This window comes from Xanthomarina maritima (assembly GCF_008084905.1).
In the GTDB taxonomy this organism is placed as follows: Bacteria; Bacteroidota; Bacteroidia; order Flavobacteriales; family Flavobacteriaceae; genus Xanthomarina; species Xanthomarina maritima.
This window is the reverse complement of sequence record NZ_VSFC01000052.1, coordinates 176,158-200,770: the sequence shown is the minus strand read 5'-3', so window position 1 is coordinate 200,770 and position 24,613 is coordinate 176,158. Positions and strand designations below refer to the sequence as shown.

20 protein-coding genes and 1 tRNA gene are annotated in these 24,613 nt (G+C 32.2%); 3 read left to right on the top strand and 18 right to left on the bottom strand.

The window, feature by feature from the left end; all coding sequences use genetic code 11:
• The 4 genes from FVF61_RS10810 to FVF61_RS10795 all read right to left on the bottom strand — a co-directional run bounded on the left by FVF61_RS10810 (position 1) and on the right by FVF61_RS10795 (position 6,241).
• Positions 1-546, bottom strand: a complete 546-nt coding sequence (locus FVF61_RS10810; RefSeq protein ID WP_148456288.1) for a thioredoxin family protein — start codon at positions 544-546, stop codon at positions 1-3.
• Positions 547-660: 114 nt separating this feature from the next.
• A complete protein-coding gene (locus FVF61_RS10805) occupies positions 661-2,445 on the bottom strand; it encodes a peptide MFS transporter (protein WP_148456285.1) in 1,785 nt (594 codons plus the stop codon).
• 26 nt (positions 2,446-2,471) lie between these two features.
• Positions 2,472-3,989 (bottom strand): peptide MFS transporter, encoded by a 1,518-nt coding sequence (locus FVF61_RS10800; RefSeq protein ID WP_148456282.1) that lies wholly within the window; start codon positions 3,987-3,989, stop codon positions 2,472-2,474.
• Positions 3,990-4,009: 20 nt separating this feature from the next.
• The gene (locus FVF61_RS10795; protein WP_148456279.1) at positions 4,010-6,241 is read right to left on the bottom strand and encodes a S9 family peptidase; all 2,232 of its coding nucleotides are present in this window, start codon (positions 6,239-6,241) and stop codon (positions 4,010-4,012) included.
• A gap of 134 nt (positions 6,242-6,375) precedes the next feature.
• Between FVF61_RS10795 and FVF61_RS10790 the strand changes: the two genes are divergently transcribed.
• Complete coding sequence (locus tag FVF61_RS10790; RefSeq protein WP_262712018.1) at positions 6,376-7,713, top strand: hydroxymethylglutaryl-CoA reductase, degradative; 1,338 nt, start codon at positions 6,376-6,378, stop codon at positions 7,711-7,713.
• 2 nt (positions 7,714-7,715) lie between these two features.
• Positions 7,716-8,618: a GYDIA family GHMP kinase gene (locus tag FVF61_RS10785; RefSeq protein ID WP_148456274.1), complete on the top strand. Its 903-nt coding sequence runs from the start codon at positions 7,716-7,718 to the stop codon at positions 8,616-8,618.
• 50 nt (positions 8,619-8,668) lie between these two features.
• Here FVF61_RS10785 and FVF61_RS10780 read toward each other — a convergent pair whose 3' ends face one another.
• The 7 genes from FVF61_RS10780 to FVF61_RS10750 form a co-directional block, all read right to left on the bottom strand.
• Complete coding sequence (locus FVF61_RS10780) at positions 8,669-10,795, bottom strand: peptidylprolyl isomerase (RefSeq protein ID WP_148456271.1); 2,127 nt, start codon at positions 10,793-10,795, stop codon at positions 8,669-8,671.
• Positions 10,796-10,895: 100 nt separating this feature from the next.
• Positions 10,896-12,185, bottom strand: a complete 1,290-nt coding sequence (locus FVF61_RS10775; RefSeq protein WP_148456268.1) for a hemolysin family protein — start codon at positions 12,183-12,185, stop codon at positions 10,896-10,898.
• Positions 12,185-12,379 (bottom strand): hypothetical protein, encoded by a 195-nt coding sequence (locus FVF61_RS10770; protein WP_148456265.1) that lies wholly within the window; start codon positions 12,377-12,379, stop codon positions 12,185-12,187. Before FVF61_RS10770 ends, FVF61_RS10775 begins: the two co-directional genes overlap by 1 nt.
• A gap of 37 nt (positions 12,380-12,416) precedes the next feature.
• Positions 12,417-12,971 (bottom strand): LPS export ABC transporter periplasmic protein LptC, encoded by a 555-nt coding sequence (gene lptC / locus FVF61_RS10765; RefSeq protein WP_148456261.1) that lies wholly within the window; start codon positions 12,969-12,971, stop codon positions 12,417-12,419.
• On the bottom strand, positions 12,971-14,353 hold the full coding sequence (locus tag FVF61_RS10760) for a tetratricopeptide repeat protein (RefSeq protein WP_148456258.1): 1,383 nt from the start codon (positions 14,351-14,353) through the stop codon (positions 12,971-12,973). Before FVF61_RS10760 ends, lptC begins: the two co-directional genes overlap by 1 nt.
• A 17-nt stretch (positions 14,354-14,370) precedes the next feature.
• Positions 14,371-15,696 (bottom strand): outer membrane protein transport protein, encoded by a 1,326-nt coding sequence (locus FVF61_RS10755; RefSeq protein ID WP_148456255.1) that lies wholly within the window; start codon positions 15,694-15,696, stop codon positions 14,371-14,373.
• Positions 15,693-16,424 carry a type III pantothenate kinase gene (locus FVF61_RS10750; protein ID WP_148456252.1) on the bottom strand — a complete coding sequence of 244 codons (732 nt, stop codon included), beginning with the start codon at positions 16,422-16,424 and terminating at the stop codon, positions 15,693-15,695. The genes FVF61_RS10755 and FVF61_RS10750 overlap by 4 nt, the downstream gene beginning before the upstream one ends.
• A gap of 101 nt (positions 16,425-16,525) precedes the next feature.
• Between FVF61_RS10750 and FVF61_RS10745 the strand changes: the two genes are divergently transcribed.
• A tRNA-Phe gene (locus FVF61_RS10745) sits at positions 16,526-16,601 on the top strand.
• A gap of 68 nt (positions 16,602-16,669) precedes the next feature.
• Here the strand turns inward: FVF61_RS10745 and FVF61_RS10740 are convergent.
• The 7 genes from FVF61_RS10740 to FVF61_RS10710 all read right to left on the bottom strand — a co-directional run bounded on the left by FVF61_RS10740 (position 16,670) and on the right by FVF61_RS10710 (position 24,547).
• On the bottom strand, positions 16,670-17,164 hold the full coding sequence (locus FVF61_RS10740) for a heavy-metal-associated domain-containing protein (RefSeq protein WP_148456249.1): 495 nt from the start codon (positions 17,162-17,164) through the stop codon (positions 16,670-16,672).
• 35 nt (positions 17,165-17,199) lie between these two features.
• Positions 17,200-18,978: an efflux RND transporter periplasmic adaptor subunit gene (locus FVF61_RS10735; RefSeq protein ID WP_148456246.1), complete on the bottom strand. Its 1,779-nt coding sequence runs from the start codon at positions 18,976-18,978 to the stop codon at positions 17,200-17,202.
• Positions 18,968-19,450: a DUF305 domain-containing protein gene (locus tag FVF61_RS10730; RefSeq protein WP_148456243.1), complete on the bottom strand. Its 483-nt coding sequence runs from the start codon at positions 19,448-19,450 to the stop codon at positions 18,968-18,970. Before FVF61_RS10730 ends, FVF61_RS10735 begins: the two co-directional genes overlap by 11 nt.
• Positions 19,451-19,476: 26 nt before the next feature.
• Positions 19,477-20,268, bottom strand: a complete 792-nt coding sequence (locus FVF61_RS10725; RefSeq protein WP_148456240.1) for a cation transporter — start codon at positions 20,266-20,268, stop codon at positions 19,477-19,479.
• 4 nt (positions 20,269-20,272) lie between these two features.
• Positions 20,273-22,810 (bottom strand): heavy metal translocating P-type ATPase, encoded by a 2,538-nt coding sequence (locus FVF61_RS10720; protein WP_148456237.1) that lies wholly within the window; start codon positions 22,808-22,810, stop codon positions 20,273-20,275.
• Between the two features lie 89 nt (positions 22,811-22,899).
• A complete protein-coding gene (locus FVF61_RS10715) occupies positions 22,900-24,192 on the bottom strand; it encodes a TolC family protein (RefSeq protein ID WP_233586801.1) in 1,293 nt (430 codons plus the stop codon).
• Position 24,193: 1 nt separating this feature from the next.
• Positions 24,194-24,547, bottom strand: a complete 354-nt coding sequence (locus tag FVF61_RS10710; protein ID WP_148456235.1) for a four helix bundle protein — start codon at positions 24,545-24,547, stop codon at positions 24,194-24,196.
• Positions 24,548-24,613 lie beyond the last annotated feature (66 nt).

The window sequence follows — 24,613 nt, the reverse complement described above, 5'->3', positions numbered from 1 at the left end:
TTAATTTGAAAACTCTGGCTTAAACGAACTGTAATAAGTCGAAAAATCTTCTTGAGTTTTCATGTTTTTATGTGCATTTTCTTTAAACAATTTTAAATATACTTCTAATTGCTGGGGAGTTTTATAACCAATTACAGGTGTTAAAAACTCACCTGTTTCATCTAAAAACAAAATAGTAGGATAAGATCTCACACTAAAATAAGTTGATAATTGGTGAGGCGAATTTCTTCTATTAGCATTTGCAGGATTATAACTAGGATTTGTAAACGTATTCCCCTTAAAATTTATAGTTTCATTTCCTTCAGCATTAAATTTTACAGCATAGTAGTATGTATTTACATAATCTGCTACATCTTTATTTTGAAAAGTGTTTTTGTCTAACATCTTACATGGTCCACACCAATTTGTATAAGCATCAATCATGATTTTTTTTGGATTCTTCTTTTGTAGCTCAACAGCCTGTTCTAAGGTGACCCATTTTATTTCTTGTGCAGAAATAGTTCCAACAAACATTATGGCTACTACTAGTATTATAATTCTTTTCATAGTTTTCATTTTATAACTTATATCTAAGTTTCTTATCATTCAAAAATTGTTCCTAAAATATAAAAAACACTCCAATTTAGGAGTGTTTTCTATTTATTTTAACGAATTATTCGATTAACGTACGTTATGCATTAGTCTTTTTAATAATGGATTTAATACAATTGATACTAATCCAACACCTATAGGAATTAATGTGAATATTAAAAAGAAGGTTCCTAATGAGTATTGTTCGGAAATTTTATCAATCATTCCTCCCATAGTTCCAGCTGCTTTTTGACCAACTGCAATAGCTAGATACCAGACTCCAAACATAAATCCAATCATTCTAGCTGGCACTAGTTTACTTAAATAAGATAACCCTACTGGAGAAATACATAATTCTCCCATAGTATGTAGTAAATAAGCTAAAATTAAAAAGATCATGCTAACAGAAGCTGTTTTTGCTCCTGAAGGTATCTCTGAAGCTCCATAAGATAAAAAAGCAAAACCTAGTCCTAATAAAATTAGTCCAATTCCATATTTCATGGCAGCACTTGGATTGTATTTACTTTCCCACCATTTAGAGAATAATGGTGCTAAGGTGATAATAAAGAAGGAATTTAAGATTCCAAACCATGTTGCATCAACCTCATTCCCTTCTTGTGAAAATTTATCCATTAGTCTAAATATGACTAAAAACCATAATCCAGCAAAAGCTATGGCTAAAATAATATTAGATAAACCTATTCTTGAAAAAGTCTTTTTTGCTAATAAAAATAAAACCCAAGTAATAATAATTAAAGGAACTGTAGTTAGTAATGCATCAACTACTTTGAATATCATTGCCGAATTTCCGACCAATGTTCTATCTGTGTAATCTCTAGCAAACAATGTCATAGAACCCAATGACTGCTCAAAAAAAGCAAAGAAAAATACTGTAAATATCCCAAAAATAGAAACAGCAATTATTCTGTCTCTAACAATAGGAATATATCTTGCTATTCTAGTTACTAAAAGAATTAAAAATAATACTAAAGCAGTTAAAACAACAACGTTTGAACCACTTAATCCACCTATTTCAAAAGGAGCTAAACTTGTACCTTCAATTTTTTCTAATGGATCATTAAAAAGATAGAGTAAACCTCCTAAAGAGGATAAAATTATAAGTACTTTATCCATCATTGTAAATGGATTTAACTTTTCATCAACGTTAGCTTCTTCTTGTTCTTTTGGAGCTTCTTCATTAATGTTTTGAGGTATTTCGACCACATGTTTTAGAGAAGGTTTCCCACCTACATTTCCAAATAAATTTTTAGCCAACCAAAACTGTAACATACCAAGCATCATGAAGATTCCTGCTAATCCAAAGCCCCAAGACCAACCAAAATTTTCAGCTAAATAACCACATAGCATCATTCCGAAAAAGGCTCCAGCATTTACTCCCATATAGAAGATAGTGTATGCTCCATCTTTTTTAGACTCTTTGCCTTTATACATTTCAGAAATAATAGACGTAATATTTGGTTTAAAGAACCCTGTTCCAATTACAAGTAAGGCTAAGCCTAAATAGAACGTCATTGTAGTTTCAAGAGCCATAGCTGCATGGCCTAAAGTCATAATTAAACAACCTATTACAACTGCTACTCTATAACCTGTAATTTTATCTGCAATCCAACCTCCAATGATAGGTGTTAAATAAAGTAAAGAAGCATAGGTACCAATTAATGCTAAAGCATGCTCTCTTGGCCATTCCCAACCTGGATTATCGCTTAAAATTGGTGCAGTTAAAAACAGTACTAATAAAATACGCATGCCATAAAATGAAAAGCGCTCCCACATTTCAGTAAAAAACAGCACAAACAATCCGGCTGGATGTCCAATAACCTTGTCTTTAAAAAGATTTTCAATATCTGTATTCATATATAATTAATTTAGTTAGTTTCAAATTAGTGTACGTTCCCCATTAGTTTTTTCATTAATGGAGAAAACAACAAAACAACAAGTCCAGCTCCAAGTGCATATTTAGCGATAAGACCAAATCCATCAGTATATATTGATAAAGTTTGTAGACCTCCCACATTCACATCTGTGCTTTCAACTGCCAATTGTTTAGAAATAAATCCTACTATTTGGAAAGCATATGCTGAAGATAAAAACCAGATTCCCATCATAAAGGCTACAATTCTTTTAGGTGATAAATCTGTTATTTTAGATAATCCTACAGGAGACATAAACAATTCTCCAATGGAGATTACAAAATACATGATAAATAAATAGGCAAAAGGCACCATGCCATTTTCATTTGCACTTCCAGCACTCAACGCTAAAATATAAAAACTTGCGCCAGCCAAAACCAATCCAAGCCCAAATTTATATGGTGTTCTAGGGTTAAGATTTCTCTTAGATAAATATGCCCAAAGTAATGATATAGGAATTGCTAATAGGATAATAAACATAGAGTTTAAAGCATTTGTCTGACTTGCATTAATAAAAGTTAAGTCGACATTTCTAGATGCAAATAAAGTAATTACACTTCCGGACAACTCATGGAATCCCCAAAAAAGTGTCATAAAAAAAGTAATTAAAACGGCCATAATTAATTTCTTTCTTTCTTCTAAAGTCGCTTTCATCATGATTCTTATTAGGTAAATCAATATAGCAACACCAATAACTTTAAATATAATACTCACAATAGTCTCATCTCCTAGAATAGACTTGTATTGAGATAAAACATATGCAATGAGTGGAACAGCCAATACAGAGATAATGGGAATTAATGTTTTCTGAGGAATCCCTAAAACTTTCTTTTCATAAACTTCTATATTTGGTGGTAAACCTTTCTCTCCAAAAACATTATTTTTTATACCACTCCAAAAGAAAATAAGCCCTGTTAACATGCCAACACCTGCTAAACCAAAACCATAATGCCAGCCATACTCAATAGCTAACCATCCGCAAAGTAATGGTGCTACAAAACCGCCAATATTAATTCCCATATAAAAGATAGTAAATCCAGAATCTTTTCTAACGTCTCCATCTTTGTATAGTGAACCAACGAATGTTGAAATATTGGGCTTAAAAAAACCGTTCCCAACTACTATAAAAGCTAAAGCTAGAAAGAATGCCATATTATTCTCTATAGCCAAAACAAAATGCCCAATAGACATTAAAATACCACCTAAAAATATAGAACTTCTCATTCCAAAAATTTTATCGGAAACTTGTCCTCCAATAACAGTAGAAGCATATACTAATGAGCCATATGATGCATAAACCACAGCTGTTGCCGCGTCTTTATCTACTAAAGCTTTAAAAATCTCTTGAACCATGTAAAGCGTAAGTAGTGCTCGCATACCATAGAAGCTAAAACGTTCCCACAGTTCAGCAAAAAATAAATAAAATAATCCTTTTGGGTGCCCGAATAATTCTGGCTCCCCAGATTCAGTTAATACAGATTTTGACATATTAGTGTTTAGTTAGTTTATTATCCTTTAATCTTTACCTTTTCTTCTTTAACTTCTTCAGTTTGTTCTCTTTTATCTCCTAAAGTCTCATCAATAAAATTGGACATTTTAGTATATAAGTGTAATCGTGTATTCCCACCATAAATACCATGGTTTTTGTCTGGATAAATCATCCATTCAAATTGCTTGTTTGCTTGAATTAATGCTTCAGCTAAACGCATGGTATTTTGCACATGTACATTATCGTCTCCAGTCCCATGGATTAATAAGAAATCCCCGTCTAATTTATCTACGTGGTTTAAAGGTGAATTTTCATCGTAACCACTTGGGTTTTCCTGAGGTGTTGTCATATAGCGTTCTGTATAAACAGAATCGTAAAAACGCCAGCTTGTAACTGGAGCTACAGCAATGGCCATTTTAAAGACATCATTTCCTTTAAATAATGCATTGCTACTCATAAAACCTCCATAACTCCATCCCCAAATTCCAATTCTTGAGGCATCAATATATGGTAATTTTCCTAATTGTTTAGCAGCTTCTATCTGGTCTTCAACTTCATATTTACCCATTTCTTTTTGAGTCACTTTCTTAAATTTTGCTCCTTTAAATCCAGTGCCTCTTCCATCTACACAAGCCACTATATAACCTTTTTGTGCTAGATATTGGTACCAATAATCGTTAGAACTATTCCAGCTATTAGAAACACTTTGAGATCCTGGTCCAGAATATTGATACATGAAAAGTGGATATTGTTTAGATTCATCAAAATTGGCTGGCTTTATCATCCACATGTTTAAATCGTTTCCATTTACATGAATGGTACTAAATTCTTTTTTTGATGTTTTATAGTCTAAAAGTTTTTCTGAAAGCTTGTCGTTATCTTTTATACTTTTAATTAAGTTTCCTGATTTTGCTTCATTTAATGTATATTCTGGTGGTGTTGATGCACTTGAAAACGAATTAATAAAATAAGAGAAATCTGCACTAAAGGAGGCTCGATTACTTCCTTCGCTTTTTGTTAATCGTTCTTTATCTCTTCCGTTTAGTTTTATAGAATAAACATCTCTGTTGATAGATCCATTTTCGGTAGATTGATAAAATATTTTATCTTGTTTTTCATCATAACCATAATAACTAGTCACTTCCCAGTTACCTTTAGTTATTTGGTTTAATAACTCTCCATCTTTAGAATAATGATAAAGATGGTTATAACCATCTTTTTCGCTGGTCCAAATAAAGCTATTATCTTTCAAAAAGGTTAGATTGTCAGTCACATCCACATAGGCGTTGTCTCTTTCTTCTAAAACAAGATTAGCTGAATTTCTTTCTGCATGTATCATCCATAAATCTAATTCGTTTTGATGTCTATTTAAAAAATGAGCACTTAACACGTCAGGATTGTTTGTCCATTTTATTCTTGGTATGTAAAAGTCATGATATGCTTTGTTTACTTTAATTTCTGAGGCTCTATCTGTTTCTAAATTATATAAATGAAGTGATACAATGGCATTAGCTTCTCCAGCTTTTGGATATTTAAAAACCTGTTGTGTTTGATATAATTTATCACCATAAACATCCATTGAAAATTCTGGAACATCAGTTTCATCAAAACGAATAAATGCTATTTTATTACTATCAGCATTCCATTCAAAAGCTCTAACAAAACCAAATTCTTCTTCATAAACCCAGTCTGTAATACCATTAATGATTTTATTTTTTTCACCATCAAAAGTTATTTGAGTAGTCTTTCCAGAATTTAAATCTTTTACAAATAAATTATTGTTGTAACCATAAGCCATTTTTGTACCATCTGGTGAAAATGTTGGCTCTTGAATTTTTTCTTCTGCAACTAAAGACACCTGATTTGTTTTAGTATTAAATACATAAAACTTTCCTAAACTAGATCGTCTAAATATTGGCTCAACCTCTGTAGCTAAAAGAATCTGACCTTCATCATTACTAAACGTATAATCCGTAAAATATTTAATTTCTTCTAGTTGACTAGAATTAACTAAAGTTTTTACTTTTTCTAATGTCTTATAATCATATACATCGATAGAAGTTGTTCCTGATTCTCTATCAAAATTTAAAACAGAATATTGCTGTCCATTTTTCATAGAATGTAAGGCGTCCATGCCTTCTGTTCTAAAGGTTCCGTTCCATATGTCTTCGAGTGTGATTTCTTTATTTTGTGCTGAAGTAAAGAGAGTTGCTAAAAAGCAAAAAAGGAGAAGGTGCTTTGATAATTTCATTAATTAGTTTCTTTTAGATAAAATAATGTCAAGTTTACTAAAAAATAAACAAAAAACACTAAATATTAACAGATAAATGGGCTTTTGTAACATTACTCAGACATTATTAGTAACAAGTACATTATCTTTGTAATTTGAATATAATTTACATGAGCAAATCTGTTTCAGGCTTTTCTAAAATGTCCAAATCCAATAAAATTGATTGGATAGTAGCAACTTATTTCAACCATAATGAAGACGCCAAACATATTATAAAACAGTATTGGAATACAAATATTAAACTACAACAACTACACGACGAGTTTATAGAAAACACCATAACTAATTACTATTTGCCTTTTGGCGTAGCTCCAAATTTCTTGATTAACGATAAAATGTATGCCATTCCCATGGCTATAGAAGAGAGTTCTGTTGTTGCTGCTGCAAGTAAAGCTGCAAAATTTTGGTTAGATAGAGGTGGATTTAAGGCTGAAGTCTTATCAACCACTAAAATTGGTCAGGTGCATTTTATGTTTCATGGCAATTTTAAAACTTTATATGCTTTCTTTAAAACTGTAAAGCCAAAACTTTTTGAAGCTACGCAGCCTATAACTAAAAACATGGAGAAACGTGGTGGAGGAATTATTGATATTGAACTTCGTGATAAATCTGAAAGTATGGATGGGTATTTCCAACTTCATGCAACCTTTGAAACGCTTGATGCCATGGGAGCCAATTTCATTAATTCTTGTTTGGAGCAATTTGCCAAAACATTTAGAGAAGAAGCATTAAATTATGATGACTTTTCTGAAAAAGAAAAGAACATTGAAATAATAATGAGTATTCTTTCTAATTATGTTCCAGACTGTTTAGTTCGTGCAGAAGTAAGCTGTCCTGTTAATGATTTAACCGAAAATCCTGATATTAATCCTGAAGAATTTGCTAAAAAATTTATTCAAGCTGTTAAAATAGCCGAAGTAGAACCTTTTCGTGCAGTAACACACAATAAAGGCATTATGAATGGCATTGATGCAGTGGTACTTGCAACAGGAAACGATTTTAGGGCCGTAGAAGCTGGTGTTCATGCTTATGCTTCCAGAAATGGACGTTATAGCAGTTTAACACATGCTAAAATCGAAAACGATATATTTTATTTTTGGATTGAAATTCCTTTAGCTCTTGGAACGGTAGGTGGCTTAACTAGTTTACATCCATTAGTAAAATTAGCTTTAGAACTATTACACAATCCTAGCGCAAAAGAATTGATGCAAGTTGTTGCAGTAGCTGGTTTGGCTCAAAATTTTGCGGCTTTACGTTCTCTAACTACTACAGGAATACAAGAAGGACATATGAAAATGCACTTGATGAATATTTTAAATCAGTTTGAAGCAACTAATGAAGAAAAAAAGACACTAATAGATTATTTTAAAACACATACTGCTACACATAGTGCTGTTGTGGAAGCAATTCATAATTTAAGATCTAAAAAATAAAAGTGAAAGAATTCTATAGCAATGGTAAATTATTAATCACAGGAGAGTATGTGGTTCTTGATGGCGCTTTATCTTTAGCTATACCTACTAAATTTAGACAGTCTTTAGAGATCAATGTATTGGATGAACCAATAATTATATGGAAAAGTTTAGATTATCAAGATAATATTTGGTTTGAAGATGTTTTTACTTGTCAAGAGATTGCCACAGGTTTTTCAAACATTCGCAATGACAAATCAAAACGTCTTTTAGACATTTTACAAGTTGCCAAAATACTCAATCCTGACTTTTTAAAAAATGGATGTCATGTAGAAACCAAATTAACTTTTCCTCAAAATTGGGGTTTGGGGTCTTCTTCAACCTTAATAAATAATATAGCTAATTGGGCTAAAGTAGATCCTTATAAACTTTTAGAATTAACCTTTGGTGGCTCTGGATATGATATTGCTTGTGCGCAACATGATTTTCCGATTGGCTATCAGCTATTAAGTGATAAAAGGCATGTTAAAGAAGTGTCTTTTAATCCTTCATTTAAGGATGCACTTTATTTTGTGTACTTAAATAAAAAACAAAATAGTCGTGATGGAATTGCTCAATATAAAGCAAACAGATCAAATAAAAAACAAACAATCAAAGAGATAAGCGATATCACTTCAAAATTAATTATCTGTTCAAATATTTCAGAATTTGAGTCATTAATAAATAAGCATGAAACTATTATTGCCAACATTATTAATGAAACTCCTATTAAAGAAAAGCTGTTTCCAGATTTTAAGGGTTCTATAAAAAGTCTTGGCGCTTGGGGAGGAGATTTTGTGTTGGTGACTTCTGAAGAAAATCCGAAAGAATATTTTAGTTCTAAAGGTTATGATACCATTGTTCCTTATTCTGAAATGATTAAATAAAAAAGCTCCACAAATCCGTGAAGCTTTTTTTAAAATAATATTATTAATGCTTATTGTACAGTATTAGCTCTATTATCTTCAATGTCTGAAGCTTCTTTTAAGGCATTATAAAGTTTAGTATTTACATTTCCAATTTTAGCAGTTCCTACTTGGTTTGCAAATCCTTGGTAATTATCCAATTCTGTAGCTGGTGTCTTTTTAGTTACTTGAATCATGTAAACACCTTTTTCACCCTCTATCAATTTAGACGTTTCTCCTTCTTTTAATCCAAAAGCAGTTCCAACAACAACACCTTCTTTTCCTGCTCCAGAAATAGTTGGGTTTTTCATATTGATAGCTAAAGCTGTTTTAACTGTTTGACCTTCAGCAGTAGCAACTTCTTCAATTGTAGTTGCTGTAATTCTATCTTTAATTAATTTGGCTTTTTTCTCTTTTCTAATAGCTGGTAAAGCAGTTACTGATGCTTGTTCAGTATTCATTAGCCCTTCAGCATTTTTAGCTGTAATCTGTACAATTACATAACCTCCATTAATATTAAAACGTTTTGTATCTCCAACATCCGACCCTTCTTCAAAAGCCCAACGAACAATGGCTCTCTGACTATTTAAACCAGGTATGTTTTCATCTAATATTTTAACCCCATTTACAGGACGTACAGTATAATCTTTTTCTGCTGCTACTTCTTGGAAATCGGCTTTATCTATAGCAATTTCAAAATTAGAAGCATCTCTAAATACTTGGTTAATGGTTGCTTCAGAAGGCTCAATAACTCTTGCAATTGTACCTACTTTAATAGCACGTTGCGGGTTTTTCTGTCCTTCTATTTCAATAATATGAAATCCAAACATAGTTTGAACAACATCTATATCGCCTACATTATTTTCAAAAACAAAGTCTCTAAATTCTTCAACCATTGTTGGGTAAGTAAAATAATCATAGCTACCACCTTTTTCAATAGATCCTTGATCAGATGAATATGTAGTTACAAATTCAGGAAATCTAGCTTTATCTGTTTTTAAGATAGTTAATAAACTATCAGCCAATTGTTTTGCTTCTTCTTCAGTTTGCACTACCTCAGGCTGAGCGCTTGAAGCTCCAACATAAGGAATTAATATATGTCTTGCTTTAACTGAATCTGGCATTTGTACAGCTGCAATTATTTTAGATAATTTAAAATGATTACCATCTTTATAAGGTCCATACACATCACCAACATTCATATTAGAAATAGTATCTGCTATAGCAGCTGGTAAATTTGATTTAAATACAAAACGATCTTCAAATTTTATATCTGAATTAGAATTAATATAAACCTTGTTATTTTTTACATGCGAAAAACCTTTAACAGTATCATTGACCTTAGTCACCTCATTATAAACTACTTGATCATTAAGTAATTTAGTTAAATCTTGTTTGATGTTATTTTCATCTTCAACAGTAGCAACTTCTTTAAATTCTACAAATTGAAGATCTCTGGTAGCATCAACTTCATATTGCTTTTTATGCTTATTGATATATGAAGTGATTTCAGATTTAGATACTTCAACTGTACTATCTTCTATTGAAGTAAAAGGTATTTGAACATATGTAATATCTACAGTTTCATTTTCTAAGGTATGCTCTAATTTACCTTCAGCTAAAGTTCCAGACATACCTGCCTTAACCATGTTAAAGTAATCTTGTTGCAAAGAATTTACTGCAATATTATTTTCGTAATCAATCCATTGCTTATAAGCTACTTCTGAAGTTTCTTTTAAGTTTGCTATGTATTCGTTTAACTTGTTTTCGTCGAAAAGGCCAGCTTCGTTTTGAAACTCTGGACTATTTGTTAAGTTGGTTCTTAACAAATCTCTCATTTGATCTTTTTCAACACTAAGCCCTAATTCTTCAAATTGGGTTTCTAAAACTGCTTGTCTTACTTCTTGATCCCAAACTCTATTCATTGCTTGTGTGTTGGTTCCATTAGCTCCTAACTGTCTTTGAGCCACTTCAACCTTTTGCAAAAAGTCTTCACGAGTTATATCTTTCCCGTTGATGGTTGCAACAATGTTTTGAGATTTTCCTACTAATGCATCTGTATTTCTAAACAAATCTCCAATTACAAAAGAGAATAACGCTAACGCAATCACAATGATTAAGAAAAGTCCACGTTGTCTAATTTTATTTAAAACTGCCATTTTTTATTTCTATAGATTATAAATTATCGTGCGCGAAAATACCATTTTCTATTTAATAATAAAAACAGAATGACGCATTAATTATATTAAGATTAGGAAATTAGTCCGAGCCTAATATTTTAAGTTCAACCAAATCGATTTTGGTAGTTGAAACTTCAAGAATGGTAAATTGAAATCTGTCTATGTTAACGATTTCGTTTTTTTGAGGAATTTCTTCAGTGAAATCTACAATAAAGCCTCCTAAAGTCTCATAGTTTTCGCTTTCTGGAAGATTTATTTTAAACGTTTCGTTTATATAATCTACTTCTAATCTGGCTGAAAATTTATACAAATCTTCTTCAAGTTTTTCTTCAGTTAAAACCACTGTATCGTGCTCATCTTCAATTTCTCCAAAAAGTTCTTCTACAATATCTTCTACAGTTACAATTCCTGAAGTACCTCCATACTCATCTAGAACAACGGCAATACTTTTTCGTTTTTTGATAAGAATGCTTAAAATGTCTTTTATTAACATGGTTTCTGGCACAAACTCAACCTGAACCAAAATGGATTTTAAATTTTTTGGTTTTTTAAATAGTTCAAAAGAATGCACATAACCTAAAATATCGTCTATTGTATCTTTGTAAATTAATATTTTAGAAAAACCTGTTTCGGTAAAAAGTGCACTTAAATTTTTAGAAGATTCATTAACATCTACAGCAGTAATTTCTGTTCTAGGTATCATGACTTCTCTAGCTTTAACTTCTGAAAACTCTAAAGCGTTTTGAAAGATTTGAATTTCTGTATCTATATCATCGCTTTCTTCAACAGATTCCATTTGTTCACTAATATAATTACCTAATTCTACTTTTGAGAATGCTAGTTGTATTTGATCTCCATCTGTTTTAAAGAATTTTTTAAGAACAAAATCTGAAATCCAGATAACAAAATCTGAGACAAAAGTGAATATCCCGTAAAACATATAAGCTGGAATTGCTAATAATTTTAAAAGGGAATTCGCATAAATTTGAAAAAATACTTTTGGTAAAAATTCGGCTGTTATTAATATTACTAAGGTTGAAATTATGGTTTGTGTTAAAAGGCTAAAATCGACCAATAAAAAATTTAAAGCTTGAGAACTTGATGGTAAGAATGACTGGAACCATGCCACTAACAAATCTCCCATAAAAAACCCATAAATAACTAATGCTATATTGTTACCAATTAACATAGTAGCTATAAATTTAGATGGTCTAGCTGTAAGTTTTGTTAATATTTTTGCAAGGATTCCTTGTTGCTTTTTCTCAATTTCTATGTGTATTTTATTTGAAGATACATATGCAATTTCCATTCCTGAGAAAAAGGCAGATAAGATTAATGAGATTATGATTATAATGACATCTGGGTTCATTATTTATTTTCTCCTTTATTTTCGAATTTTTTATTGAATCTCTTTCTAAAGAAAAACATAAAAACTGCAGCAGCAGCTAATAATAACGATGTGTATTCTATTGTACCAAATTCTATATATTTAGAAATAACATCATATAAAAAGATAATTGCAAAAAGCAAATAGGCGTATTGAAAAAACTTAAATATTTTCATTTGAGTATTTTAAAATTGGTTGTGTAAAGATACTGAATTATTCGTCAAGTGTGATGATGCCATCAATTTCTAAAACTTCAGCTTTTGTAAATTTTATATCAGAGTCGAATCCTTTGCCATTAATAACATCTTGACCTGTTCTAAAGGTAACAGGATTGTTTGTGTAAAGCCATTCTCTGTTTTGATCGTAATATAATTGTTCTGCAAACAACGTGTCTTTATTAGCTGAAGAGAGCACTACGTTTCCTTGTAAGTCTATAATCCCTGTTTTATCGTAAACAATAGCATAATCTGCAATAACATTACTTTTTTGGTTTTGCTCGTCGAATAAATCTAAATCTATACCTTCAGGAAATTCGTTAAATGCAAAATCCCTATTCGAGTAATCTAGCATTTTGGGACTTTTTAAGTTGGCGGTTACGCGACCAGAATCTGTGTATTTTAAATCAATATGCTCTGCAATTCCAATGGGTGCATTTTCTGAAACACCTATTTTTTTAACTTCTTCGAAGTTGTTTTTACATGAAAAAAACATAGTCACAGCAATGGCTGTGACTATGTAATAAATATTATGTAAATATGTTTTTGTCATTATAAGCTTGGCACTGTAACGCTAGCTCCAATCCAGCATCCAATATTGATTTTTTGTCCAGCATTACCTTCGCTAAAAATCTCAGATTTTTGAGGAGCTTTAGCTCTATAACTAGCTGCTGCTTGGGCTGCTGCACTTGTTAAAGTAGGATCTACACGACCTGCTTTTTCTGCTTCATCTGCAGCCAACCAGAAAACAGCTCTCTTATTAAAGTTTGTATCTCCACAGTTATTTGCACTTCTGTTATACATATCTGCAATTTTTAAATGTGGTCTTCCATTAGATGGATTGAACTTTAATGCATTTCTGAAATAATTTCTAGCTGAACCATAATCTCCTTTGGCTTTTAATTTATCTCCAATTTTTTCGTAAAGTTTCGCTTTTTTGAAATTATCAGATTGTAAACTAATGGCTTGTTCGTAGAATTTAATAGCTTCAGAAGTTTTTCCTTCTTTATCTTTTAAGATTCCTAAATAATAAGCTGAATTAGCTGAAGGACTTAAATTATGATAAGCATTAACTAATTTAAAGAATAACGGATCGTCTGTACAATCTTTAGCAGACATGTTTCCTGCTGCTCTTTGTAACCAAAGAGCATTGCCTTTATTAGCTTCAAAGTCTTTAGTATATAATGGAATTAAGTTTTCGCAATTGGCTCTTGAACCTAATTTACTATCTATACTTCCAGCAATCTGGTCGTAAGCTTTTAAATAACTTTCATAATAGTTTTTATAGCTTTTTTCTTTACTTGTTAAAGCAGTTCCTGCATCTTCTTTTTCAATAAGTTTATTTAAACTCTCAGAATAGTTCCCTACTTCTTGTTCTACTTTTTCAACAACATCATCATATTTATTAAATAAGTCTGAAGCAGATTTTTTATCAGCATCATATAAATCAACCATTAATGAAAAATATGTGTATAAAGATTTAGGATTAGTAAAAGTGTCTGGATCAGATTTGTAAGCTGCATCAAAACAAGCATATAATTCTTCATCCGTTTTCTTTAACAACTCTCTATTATCATACATTAATTGACATGCTTTTGCTGCATATTCCCCTTTTGGTGTTTTACTAGCAAAATATTGTGAACGCTCTTCCCAAAGCTTCATTAAATCGTTAATGTATGCTGTTTTTTCAGCTCCTGAAGATTTTTCAATTTTATCATCTAAAATATCTTCACCGTAAGTATAAATGGCTCTGTTAAGCTGAGGACATTTTTTTCTTACTTTCATCCAAGTATCGTAAGCAGCATCATAATTTTTAGCTTTTGCATATTCAGAGAATATTGACAAATTAGTCATACATTCTTCGTCTTGCTGTGCATTAACGACATTGAATCCTAAAAACAGCATAAGAGCTAATAATGTAATCTTCGTTTTCATAATATTTTGTTTATTGTTTAATTAAATTTTCTTTTTTGGAACCATCTATCATTAAATGATAAACTTAGTTGGAAATTTATAAAATTCTCTTGAATTAGATTTTGATTGGTGGTTCCTTTTTTACCAAATTCAAATCCAAAATTCACATTAGAAAAAGTATTAGTATTCCCCATTGGTAATCCTAGACCAAAAGATATGCCAAACTCGTTTATATCTTCATCATTAATATTTAAACCAGTTCCTTCAAATCGAATTCCGGCTCTATAAACTACTCTTTTTAAATAACTTGAAAAAGAATTGTAATCTGGAATAAAGAAACCTCCTACAGCTATGGTTGAAGCATTCTTATATGTCACGTTTCCAGCAGAATCGCTTGATTCATATAAATCATTTTTAAATTCACTAGAATTTAACAGGCTATATTCTGCTCCAACAAACCATCTGTTTGGCTGTCCAATTCCTGCTCCTAATGATAATTTTGCTGGAAGTGCTAAATCTGTTTCTTTTAATCCTTCAGCATCTAAATCTGCTTTTATAGAGTTAACAACATACTCATCTCCATTTGCTGCGTTTATAGTAATTGTATTAAAGGTTCTTGAGTTTTTAGAAGTAAGATTAGATTTAGGTCTATAAGTTAGAGTTGTAGTTAATTCAAACCCGTTAGTTAAAACGGTCTTATATATAGCACCTAAATTAACAGTAATTCCTGCTAAATCAGATCTATTATCTTCTCTAGTCTGATATTGAGCTAAAGTTCCTTCATTTGTATAGACATACTCAATAGTTTTATTTTCGATATTTCCAAAATTAAAACCAAAATCAACACCTAAACTTAGCTTATCGTTAACCATATAACCTAAAGAGGTAAATGCTTTATTGACACCTCCTTTACCTCTAAACTGGCTAGAGAGATCATTGTCCATGTTAAGTGTTTCTAGTTTGTAACCAACAGATGTATAAGGAATCAAACCCAATCCTAATCCAAATTTTCCAATTGGAAAAGACATGGCTAAATAGTCTAAGGTTGTTGAATTTACCTCATCTGAACCATTATCGCTTTTTAGTTCTGCATTTGTATGACCACCACCTATAGCAAATTTTACTGGTCTACTTTCATTATTATAGGCTTCAATATTTTTGGATGCATAAGACGCTGGGTTATTTAAATTGACATGAATACTATCTGAGTAAACACTAATGCCACCCATACTCCTATTCTCTACTGTTCCTTTAAATTTCAAACTACCAATTCCGTAAAAAGAATATGGAGAAGCTGTGCCTTCTTGAGCGTAACTTTGAATTGCAAATATTGCAATAAAAACTATTAGAAGTTTTTTTATCATTCGGCTGTATTATATTGTAAAATATGGTTCAATCCTTGCAAAAGGAAATTTGAGTTGGCAAATATGCTACTTTTTAATTGTTTAGACAAAAAATTAGCGTCTCCACCTGTTAAAATAACTGTTAAATCTGAATTTTTTTCTTTATAACTCCCAATTACGCCTTCAATTTCGTTTAAAACTCCAAATACGACTCCCGAATGAATAGCACTTTCGGTTGAATTTCCAATAATGTTTTCAGGCATTTGTGTTTCTATTAACGGCAAATTAGCTGTTAAATTATTTAAAGATTGATAACGCATTCTAATTCCAGGAGAAATAGAACCTCCCAAGTAAATATTTTCTTTAGTTATAAAATCGTAAGTAATACAAGTTCCAGCATCAATAACCAGAACATTTTTAATTGGATACAGTTTTGAGGCTGCACTAATCAATGCCAATCTATCTACTCCTAAGGTTTTTGGTGTGGTGTAATTATTAATAAAAGGAAGTTTGATTTCAGAACTTAAAACAATTACTTTCAAACTATGTTTTATCAGTTTTAAAGCTGTTCCATTTAAATTTCCTACCGATGAAATGATACATGTATCAATGTTTGGGTACGTTTCTAAAATAATTTCAAACTCATTTTTAAAGCCCTGTTCTTCTACAGATGTTTGGTAAAACATCTCATCGTCTTGAAATACAGCCAATTTAACAAATGTATTACCTACGTCAATAACTAAATTCATACCTTTAATTTAGGTTGTAAATTTACAAAACCATTTTTTATTTATTTTCTTTTGGCGAATAATAAAAATGAATATATATTTGCATCCGCAATTATGCGACTGGTGCCTTAGCTCAGTTGGTAGAGCAAAGGACTGAAAATCCTTGTGTCCCTGGTTCGATTCCTGGAGGCACCACCACTAAAAACCCGAACAAATGTTCGGGTTTTTTGGTTTTTAAGAGGGTCATATAAGGGACTACTAGACTTCTAAATATCGTGATCTGAATGGTCATCACTTTTCTTGTCATCAGATTGGTTCATCATCATGTCGTGGTCATATTGACAACAACCTGGTAAATCTTTATAGGCCTCTTCACTTCCTGCTACTTTTTCGGTGTCGTAACCTGAAGCTGCTATTGCCTTATGAATGGCCATGGCATCTGTTTTGGTATCATCAAATGAGATATCAATTTTCTTTTTATCGACATCCCAATTGGCACTTGCTACACCTTCAACACCATTTGCTGCTTTTTCTATTGTTTTTTTGCACATGCCGCAATTTCCCCTTACACCAAAAGACAAGTCTGTCATTGCTATTTCTTTGGACATTTCAGTAGTTGATGATTCAGTTTCTTTTTTAGTTTCGTTTTTACAACTGGTTAAACCTAATGCTGCTATTACAGCTACACTTAAAATTACTTTTTTACTCACGTTCATTACATTTTCGTTTTTGTGTTCGTGATTTTTCTTTGAAAAATTCATTGTTTAAAAATTTAATTGTTATTATTTCTGTTTAATTATTCTATAACTTGTTTTACTTCTCCACAGGTTAGCATGGCGCTACCAAAATATGGATTGATTACTTTTTCTTCTTTACTTAACCAATACGCACCCTTGTTGTTATCTGCCATGGGACAAAATTCCACATACACTTTTTCATTAACACCAAACAATTGTACAGCATTTATTAAGTGTGATGATAGATGTTTGAAATGATCTCTTTGTTCTTTTATATCTGACGTTTTAGAAATAGAGATTGCAGAAGATTGTATGTCGCCTACTAATGACATCCAATGGGTGTGAGCATTGTTGTCTGATAATAATTTCATATTCACTTTACTTAAATTGTTTAATAAACTTGTTGCATTAACTGAAGTGTTTTTTGAATCTTCTTTAACTAAAGCATCTTTTAAATTGATATAATCATTGTAAACAACTTTTAATTGTTCTTGAAATTTCCCTGATACTGTCAATCTTTCGTTCATATTAGTATGATCACTTTCTTTTTTTGATGCATTATTGTCTATTCCTAAATGTCCTTCGTGACCAGTCATTACTTTGCCACCATCTTTATTCATCATAGATTTTTTACCTTGTAATTGTGCTGCTGCATCAACAGTAAACGTTCCGTTGGTTACTATTTCATTGCCAACAAATAAGCCTTCTAAAACTTCATAGTCATTACCAATTTGATTGCCTAATGTAACTTCACGCATTTCAAAAACTGGTTGATTAGGATTAACTTTTACATACACAACAGAACGTTCTCCTGTCCAAAGTACAGCAGAGGCTGGAATTGTTAATACCTCATCATGACTTCTTGAAACTCGTTCAATATTGGCGGTTACAAACATGCCTGGTTTAAATACATCGTTTTTATTAGTAAGTACCACACGTAAGGTTACTGTTCTTGTGTTAGTATTTAGAATGGGTTCAATAAAATCTACTTTCCCCTTAAACTCCTTATTAGCATAAGCGTTTGTAGCCACTAAAACGTCTTGTCCCTTTTTAAATACATCGATTTGATTTTCATAGACATCAAAGTTTGCCCAAACCGTATTGAGATTTGCAATTTTAAGCAATGGTTGACCTTGTTTGATGTAATCGCCTTGTTCTACTAATTTTTCAGTAACTGTTCCTGAAACCGTTGCATACACTGGAAAGTTTTCTTTTACTTTTCCAGTTTCTTCTATTTGATTGATTTGATTTTCAGAGAGCTTCCACAACTTCAATTTATTACGAACTGCTTTATATAATGCAGGTTGCGATTCCTTTAATGATGAAGCTGTAATCAATTCTTGTTGTGCTGCATACAATTCTGGCGAATAAATGGTGGCCAATAATTGACCTTTACGAACTTCTTCGCCTGTAAAGCTCACATTCAAACGTTCTATTCTTCCTGAAAAATAACTGACCTGTACTGCATTGGCTTCTTCATTTTCAGCAATTTTACCAGATAATTTAAGGGTGTTGCCATCAACATTTCCTTTGCCGACTATAGTTGTTTGTATATTGGCTAAAGCCATCGCATTTTCGGTTAACTTGAATTGGTCTGCTAATAGGCCATCACTTCCACTTTCGGCAGGAATTAAATCCATACCGCAAATAGGGCAATCACCAGGTTCTGGTTGCATAATTTGTGGATGCATAGAACAGGTCCACATTTGATTGGTCTCTGCAACCACATCGTGATTATGTTCTGTCTGTTCGCTTGATGAGCCACCAAAAAGCAACCATCCTAATAGAACACCTGCTACTAGCAACCCAATGTATATCAGTATTTTATTATTTTTCATTTTCTAATCGTTTTATCATGGCTTTCATTTCTTCTATTTCTTTACGTTGTGCTTTAATAATGTCTTCTGCTAATTTTTTAACTTCTAGGTCTTTAATATCTGCTCTTTCACTTGTTAAAATAGCGATAGAATGATGTGGTATCATGGCTTTCATCCAAAGGACATCACCAATAATTGGCGCTTGTGTTCTAACCAACCCTAATGCACCAACAAACAGAATAAAACTACCTGCAAGTATGGCGATATTCTTCTTTTTATCATTATACATTTTTCGCATATAAAACCACATGATGACTGCCATGGTTGAAATCCCTAAACAGGTCATATAAAAGCGTGTTAAACTAAACCATACGTGGTCTATGGAATAGGTATTTAAATACATGGTGATGTACATTGCTACAAATGAGCAAGCCAACATGATAAAGAAGGTTTTGTAATTTCGGTTGTTTAAGTGTTCTTTTGAATTTTCCATATTTTTTGATTTTATTGTTAAACTTTTTACTTACTTAATTTTAATATCCTGAATGCACCTTGTATCACCAATCCAAATACTATGATGCCTATTATTAAATCTGGAATACCAGAATGCAGCCAATTGACTAAAACACCTGCTGTAATTACGCCAAGATTTATTATAATATCGTTAGATGTAAAAATCATACTGGCACGCATATGTGCTTCTTGACTTTTAAATTTTTGTAAGAGGTACAAGCAAATGCCGTTTGCAATCAAAGCAAATATTGAAACGATAATCATTGTTGAAAATACAGGTAGCGCTTCATAGCCTAAAAATCTACGTATTACCTCAACAATTCCTATAATTGCGAGTGTTATCTGAAAATAACCTGCATATTTTGCAATACGTTTCTTTTTTAAAACAGTACCACCAACAGCTATTAAACTTAATCCGTAAACAAATGAATCTGCCAACATATCTAAACTATCAGCCACTAATCCCATCGATTTTGAAATAAGACCTGTACTCATTTCAACAATAAAAAACGCAAAGTTTATTATTAGAACTGTCCACAACAGTTTGGATTGATTCTTTGTAGATTCAGTAATTATTGTATCTGTTTCTTCTGAACCGATTAAACTTTCATTTAATTTTAATTCTTTAATGGATTTACTAATTAAATCCACATTACAATTATGATAGATAATTAAAGTTCTTTCTTCTAAATCAAAATCAAGTTTTTTAATACCATCTATATCAGATAGTTTCATCTTGATTAGATTTTCTTCAGAAGGACAATCCATTTTTGATATTTTAAAAATTGTTTTCTGCATATAATTATACTTTTGCTGTTCTTAATCGTAGTGCATTTCCTATTACAGAAACAGAGCTAAAACTCATGGCTAAAGCTGCTATCATTGGCGAGAGTAATATGCCGAAAAAAGGAAACAACACGCCTGCGGCTATTGGCACACCTAAGGTGTTATAAATAAGCGCAAAAAATAGATTTTGTTTAATGTTTTTCATCACAGAATGACTTAAATTTCTGGCCTTTACAATGCCGTGTAAATCACCTTTTACCAAGGTTATCATGGCACTTTCTATAGCCACATCTGTGCCTGTTCCCATGGCAATACCTACATCGCTTTTTGCCAATGCTGGTGCATCGTTAATGCCATCACCTGCCATGGCAACCACCTTTCCTTTTTCTTGTAATTTTTCTACTTCTTTAAGCTTGTCTTCTGGTAACATACTGGCTTTAAAATCTGCCAGATTTAGTTCTGATGCTACTGCTTGTGCCGTATCGTGATTGTCGCCCGTGAGCATTATAACATCAATGCCTTTATCTTGTAGTGTTTTAATAGCTTTAGCACTTGTTTCTTTTATTTTATCGCCTATAACTACATAGCCAACAACGCTTTCATCTATTGATAAATAAGAAACTGTTTTACCTTGCTTTTGATACGTTTTAGCTTCGTCTTTCATTTTAGAAGTAATATCTGCTTTGGCATAGTCCATCATTTTAGGATTTCCTAATGCTACTTTTTTATCATTTATGATAGCTTCAACACCTTTTCCTGTGACAGCACTAAAGTTTTCAGATTTTATTATTTCAGCATTATGTTCTTTTCCATATTTAACTGTTGCTTCCGCTAATGGATGTTCGCTATTATTGTTTAAGGATACTATATAACTCAATACTTGTTTTTCGTTAAAGCTATCACCAAAAGCTCCTACTGTTTCTACTGTTGGTTTCCCTTCGGTTATGGTTCCTGTTTTGTCAACTATAAGTGTATTTACCTTATCCATTTTTTCGAGAGCTTCGGCATTTTTAATCAGTACACCATTTTGAGCACCTTTTCCCACACCAACCATTACAGACATAGGTGTTGCCAATCCCAAGGCACAAGGACACGCAATGATTAGAACAGCAATGGCATTGACCAAGGCATATACATACACGGGTTCTGGTCCCCAAATAGACCATACAATAAAAGTGATGATAGAAATAAGAACGACTACAGGCACAAAATAACCTGACACCTTATCTGCTAAATTTTGAATAGGTGCGCGACTTCTACTGGCATCATTAACCATATGGATGATTTGTGAGAGTAAGGTGTCACTTCCTACTTTTTCAGCTTTCATTAAAAAGGATTGATTCCCATTAATGGTTCCGCTACTTACTTTATCATCTTGAGATTTGTTTACAGGAATGGGTTCTCCTGTAATCATAGATTCGTCAATGGTTGTTTCGCCTTCGGTTATCACACCATCCACAGGAATTTTATCACCTGGTTTTACTTTTAGGATATCATTTAATTCAATAGCATCAATGGTTACTTCAACATCTTCGCCATCAACTACTTTTATAGCTTTATTGGGTGCTAACTTTAATAATTCTTTGACAGCCGAATTGGTTTTACTATGGGCACGAGCTTCTAACAACTGCCCTAAAAGCACCAAGGTTAGAATAACAGTTGCTGCCTCAAAATAGACATGCACAGCTCCATGGTCTGTTTTAAACTGTGCCGGAAACACATCTGGAAACAACATACCTACAACACTAAATAACCAAGCCACACCTGCGCCAATCCCAATGAGGGTAAACATATTGAGGTTCCACGTTTTTATACTTCTATAAGCACGTTCAAAGAACATCCACGTGGCATAAAATACAACTGGAATAGATAATGCAAACTGAATCCAATTCCAATATTTCTGTTCCATGATATCGTATAATGGGTTGTTGTTGAGCATTTCGCTCATGGCAATTAAGAATATTGGTAATGTGAATGCAGTTGCTATCCAAAACTTCTTCAATAATTTTTTATAGGTCTTTTCTTCAGCTGAAAGGTCAGGTTTCATTGGTACTAAATCCATACCGCAAATAGTACACGAACCTGCCTCATCCTTTATAACTTCTGGGTGCATTGGACACGTCCATTGTTCTGTTGTAGCCGATGATAGATTTTGTTCTTCGACCAAATCCATGCCGCAAACAGGACAATCGCCTGGTTTTTCATAAGTTTTATCGCCTTCGCAATGCATAGGACAATAAAAAGCCCCCAACCACCGAAGGGGGCTGTTTTTACTCTTGTGCGCATGTGTTTCCTCTTTTTTTTGGCTCCTCCCCTTTGGGGAGGCTGGGTGGGGCTTTTCGCCTTGATTATGGATACTGTATCTCCCACCATCATTTTTTAAGGCTTCTTGAAAGGTCTCTATAGGAATATGCAATGCCATTTCGATGGTGGCTTCGGCCTTTTCTAAATTGACTGTTGCTTTTGAAACACCTTCCACTTTTGAAAGTGTTTCTTCTACGTGAGTACGACAACCGTTGCAAGTCATTCCGTGTATGTGATAGGTGTGTTTCATCTGTTGTTTATTTTTTCTTAATGGACAGATATAATTCGCTTTTAAAAATCTTGATTAGATTTAAAATAATACATCTGCTCATATCATTACTATTGTATTAAATAATTAATTATAGTGCTTTGCACATAGTAGCCCTTAATAGACTCTATTTGGTTCATTTGAAACTTTAATTGTAGTTCTTGAATATCCAAAACATCATTAAAATTGATCGTTCCTGTTTCGTAGCTTTTGATTAAAATATCTTCAGCATCTTTGGCTTGTTTTAAGTTCTTGGTTTGAGTCTCATAACTTATTCTTGCCGAAATACGTTCGTTGATGGCTTTGCTTAAAAGCGTTTCCAAAGTATTTAATCGTTCTTGTTTTTGAGCTGTTATTTCTTGCTGTTCTAACTCATTTTGCTTGGTTTGAGATTTATATTTTTTATTAAAAATTGGAATGGAAACCGAAACCATAGGCATTACAATATCTTTCCCGTTATCCGAGAAATTCATATCTGGTCTTGGTTCTACATTAATATAGTCTAATCCAAAACCAATCATGGGACTGTTTTCTTTTTGGTTTAGTAATTCGGATTGCTCTATGGATTGATATAGTTTGTCATACTTCAACAATTCAGGATGTAATGCTAAATTTTTAGTAGTGATTTCAAAGTCTTCTGAAGGCATCATTAAGCTCTCTACCACAGTAACAGTAACATTATTTTCTCTGTTCAAAAGGTTATTCAGATTCGTTTGTTCTGCTAAAAACTGTTGACTTAAAACATCTTTTAGTTGTTGCATTTCATTTTGACGCATTTGAAATCGCAACACATCTACAGCAGATGCTTTACCAACCTCAACAGAGGTTAATGCTAATGTTTCATAGGTCTCCAACAGTTTAATGTTTTCTGTTAGCACTTCTTGTTTGGCTTTGTTGGCGTATAAATTATAATAGGATTGTGATACGGAAGCCATCAATTTTCGTTTGGCAATAACAATGTCTTCATATTTGGCATCAGCTAACGAACTGATATAATTTTCTCGTGAAGTAATGGTGCCAAACCACGGTAACATTTGTTTAGCCGATACTTTAAAGCGTTGCGCTCCTGTTCGTGTTTCTGGTTCGCTTACAAAGTAACCTACACCAAATTCGGTATTTGGAATGGTATTGACTTCGTTTACCTTTTCTGAAACTCTTTTGTATTGCAACTCAAATTTTTGAATTTCTGGATTGCTTTCTAAAGCTTCAGTTACCAATACATCTAGCGATTGACTATTTATTGAATTGATAGAACAAAGTAAAATAGCAGTAATTAAGACGCTTTTGAAGTGAAAAGTGAAAAGCGAAAAACTAAAAATTACGACACGCTTTCGCTTTTGATTTATGTGTTTTAAATTTATCATTTTACAATCTGGATTTTGTTGTTTTAATTGAACTAACCAACATTGCAATCAATTCTTTATTTAAGTTATAATGAAATAAATGCGCTTCTTCGGTTACATAATCAGTATCTTTTAACAAGTCTAGCCAGTACAAAGTTTCATTAGCTTCCTTTAGTGAAATACTCATTTTATTTATAAAGTCAGCTTTGCTTTGAGCAAATTCAGCTTCGCGAATTATTGCTCCAACGGCCGTTCCGCTTCTTAATAGTTGTTTGCTTAAAACATATTCCTTTTTTTCATTTACTAATGATTGAGATAGTTTTACAATTAATATTGCAAAATCATAGCTCTTGTCTTTTAAGATACTTTTACTCATAACTTTTCACTTTTAGTTTTTCACTTTTTACTGTTCACTTTTCACTGTTCACTTTTCACTGTTCAC